The organism is Streptomyces sp. NPDC004561 (genome assembly GCF_053602155.1).
Map to the genome: position 1 here is coordinate 1 of NZ_JBSGDB010000776.1, position 2,555 is coordinate 2,555.

Annotated in this window: 3 protein-coding genes and 1 pseudogene; all 4 read right to left on the bottom strand. The window is 76.4% G+C overall.

Annotated features, from left to right (window positions below):
• Positions 1–377: XdhC family protein (locus ACWEN3_RS45110; RefSeq protein WP_452984073.1), on the bottom strand; the 377-nt coding region annotated here is incomplete at its 3' end.
• The gene (locus ACWEN3_RS45115) at positions 370–1,542 is read right to left on the bottom strand and encodes a vWA domain-containing protein (protein ID WP_452984075.1); all 1,173 of its coding nucleotides are present in this window, start codon (positions 1,540–1,542) and stop codon (positions 370–372) included. The genes ACWEN3_RS45115 and ACWEN3_RS45110, both read right to left, overlap by 8 nt.
• Before the next feature lie 5 nt (positions 1,543–1,547).
• Positions 1,548–2,423: an AAA family ATPase gene (locus ACWEN3_RS45120; RefSeq protein ID WP_452984077.1), complete on the bottom strand. Its 876-nt coding sequence runs from the start codon at positions 2,421–2,423 to the stop codon at positions 1,548–1,550.
• A 15-nt stretch (positions 2,424–2,438) separates the two neighbouring features.
• Positions 2,439–2,555, bottom strand: a pseudogene (locus ACWEN3_RS45125) (xanthine dehydrogenase family protein subunit M); the annotation flags it as partial.

Below are 2,555 nucleotides of genomic sequence, written 5' to 3' on the forward strand. Positions count from 1 at the left end.
GCCACGGTCACCGGCCCGCCCGCGGCGACCGACTCCGCGACCGCGCCGAACGCCGGGTCCGACTCGGCGGTCACCGGCCGCACCAGCAGCGTGATCTCGCCGCCGCAGGTGAGCCCGACCGCGAACGCGTCCGCGTCGCTGTAGCCGAAGGTCTCGAGCTGAGGCTCGCCGCTCGCCACGACCTCCTGCGCCAGCTCGAACACGGCGCCCTCGACGCAGCCCCCGGACACACTGCCCACGACCTCGTCGTCCGGCCCCACCGCCATGGCCGCACCGGGCCCGCGCGGCGCGCTGCGGCTGACCGCGACCACCGTGGCCAGGCCGAACGGGGCCCCGGCCGCATGCCAGCGGGCCAGCGCCGGCAGAATCTCACGCACGATCCGCTCCCTTCACCGGGGCCGCACCGGCCTCCGCCCCCCGCACCACCGCCGCGAGCCGCTCCAGCGCCGCCAGGCTGTGCCCCTCGACGAAGGCGTCCACACTGGGCAGCGCCGCCGCCATGCCGGCCGCCAGCGGCGCGTACCCGGGACGCGCCTTGCGGGGGTTCGCCCACACCACCTGGTACGCCAGGCCGTGCAGCCGGCGCATCTGCTCCCCGAGCAGCCGCGGATCGCCGCGCTCCCAGCCGTCCGACAGCAGTACGACGATCGCGCCACGCGCCGTCCCGCGCTGCCCCCAGCGGTTCAGGAACTCGCGCAGCAGCTCGCCCAGCCGGGTGCCGCCGCGCCAGTCGGGCACGGCCGCCGCCACGTCCGCCATCGCCAGGTCGGGGTCGCGGTGCGAGAGTTCGCGGGTCACCCGGGTCAGCCGGGTGCCGATGGTGAACACCTCCGTGCGGCCCGCGCGCACCGCTGCGTGCGCGAACCGCAGCAGCGCGTCGGCGTACGGCCCCATCGAACCGCTCACGTCGACGAGCAGCACCACCCGCCGGGGCCGCTCCACGCGCGCGTGCCGCCGCAGCAGCGCCGGTTCCCCGCCGCGCCACAGCAACTCCCGTACCGTACGGCGCGGATCGACGTCACCGCGCCGCGCGGGCCGCCGCCGCGCCGAGCGACGGGTCTGCCCGTGCAGCGCGAACGCGGCCAGCAGACTGCGCAGTTGGGCCCGCTCGGCGGGGTCCAGCTCACTGACGTCACGGTGCCGCAGCACCTCGGCGGAGCTGGCGAGGGTGGCGGTGGGCGGACCCGGCGGCTCGCCCTCGTCACGCCTGCTAGGCGCCCCGGACCCCTCCCGCGCGACGAGCCGCAGCCGGGTCTGGGCAGCCGTGTGAACCGCCCGCGGGGCGGGCCCGGCGGGCGGCCCGAAGTACGCGGCGAACACCCGCTCGTACCGCTCCAGGTCGTCGTGCCCGCCGCACAGCGTCGCCCGCCCCGCCCAGTACACGTCCGCGCGCATTCCCGGCCGCAGCGCGGCGACGGCGCGCAGGAAGGCGTACCCGCGCTCGGTGCTCGCGTCCACGCCCGCCGCCCGCAGCGCCCGCACGAAACCGAGCAGCACGGCATCCGCCGGCAGCTCCCGCGCCCCCGGTACCGCCGTGCCCATCCCGGTCACCCGCCCCGGGCCGCGAGGACCGCCGCGAGATCGAGCCCCCGGGCCCGGTCCGTGTCCTCCCGGTACTTCAGCACCGAGCCCAGCGTCGTCACCGCCAGTTCGGCGTCCACCTCGCTCGCCCCCAGAGCGTCCAGGGCCTCGGCCCAGTCGAGCGTCTCGGCCACACCGGGCGGTTTCACCAGGTCCGCCGCCCGCAGCGCCTGCACGAGTGCCGTGACCTGCTCGGCCAGCCGCGCCGACACCTCCGGCAACCGGGCGCGCACGATGGCGAGTTCGCGGGCGAAGGAGGGATGGTCGAACCAGTGGTAGAGGCACCGCCGCTTCAGCGCGTCGTGCACCTCCCGGGTCCGGTTCGAGGTCAGGACGACCACCGGGGGCGCCTCGGCCCGCAGCGTGCCCAGCTCGGGAATGGTGACCGAGTACTCGGACAGCAGCTCCAGCAGGAACGCCTCGAACTCGTCGTCGGCCCGGTCGATCTCGTCGACCAGCAGCACCGACGGCTGCGTCTGCAGGGCCCGCAGCAGCGGCCTCGCGATCAGGAAGCGCCGGTCGTACAGCTCGCTCTCCAGACGGTCCGCGTCCTGCACCCCGGCCGCCTCGGCCGCTCTCAGGTGCAGCAGCTGGCGCGGGAAGTCCCAGTCGTACAGTGCCTGGGAGGCGTCGATGCCCTCATGGCACTGGAGCCGGATCAGCGGCGCGCCGAGCGCCTCGGCGAGGGCGCCGGCGAGCGCGGTCTTGCCCACGCCCGCGTCGCCCTCGCAGAACAGCGGCCGGTGCAGCGTGAGGGCCAGGAAGCAGGTGACGGCCAGCCCCTCGTCGACGAGGTACCCCGTCTCCTCCAGGCGGGCCCCCACCTGCTCCGGGGCGTCCATCCGGATGATCGGCGCTCACCCCATTCCGCCGGCGGTCAGCACGGCCCGCCTGGTCAGCACCCGGGCGAGGTGCGCCCGGTACTCGGGCGAGGCGGCCAGGTCCCGCGACGGCTGGGCGCCCTCGGCCGCCGC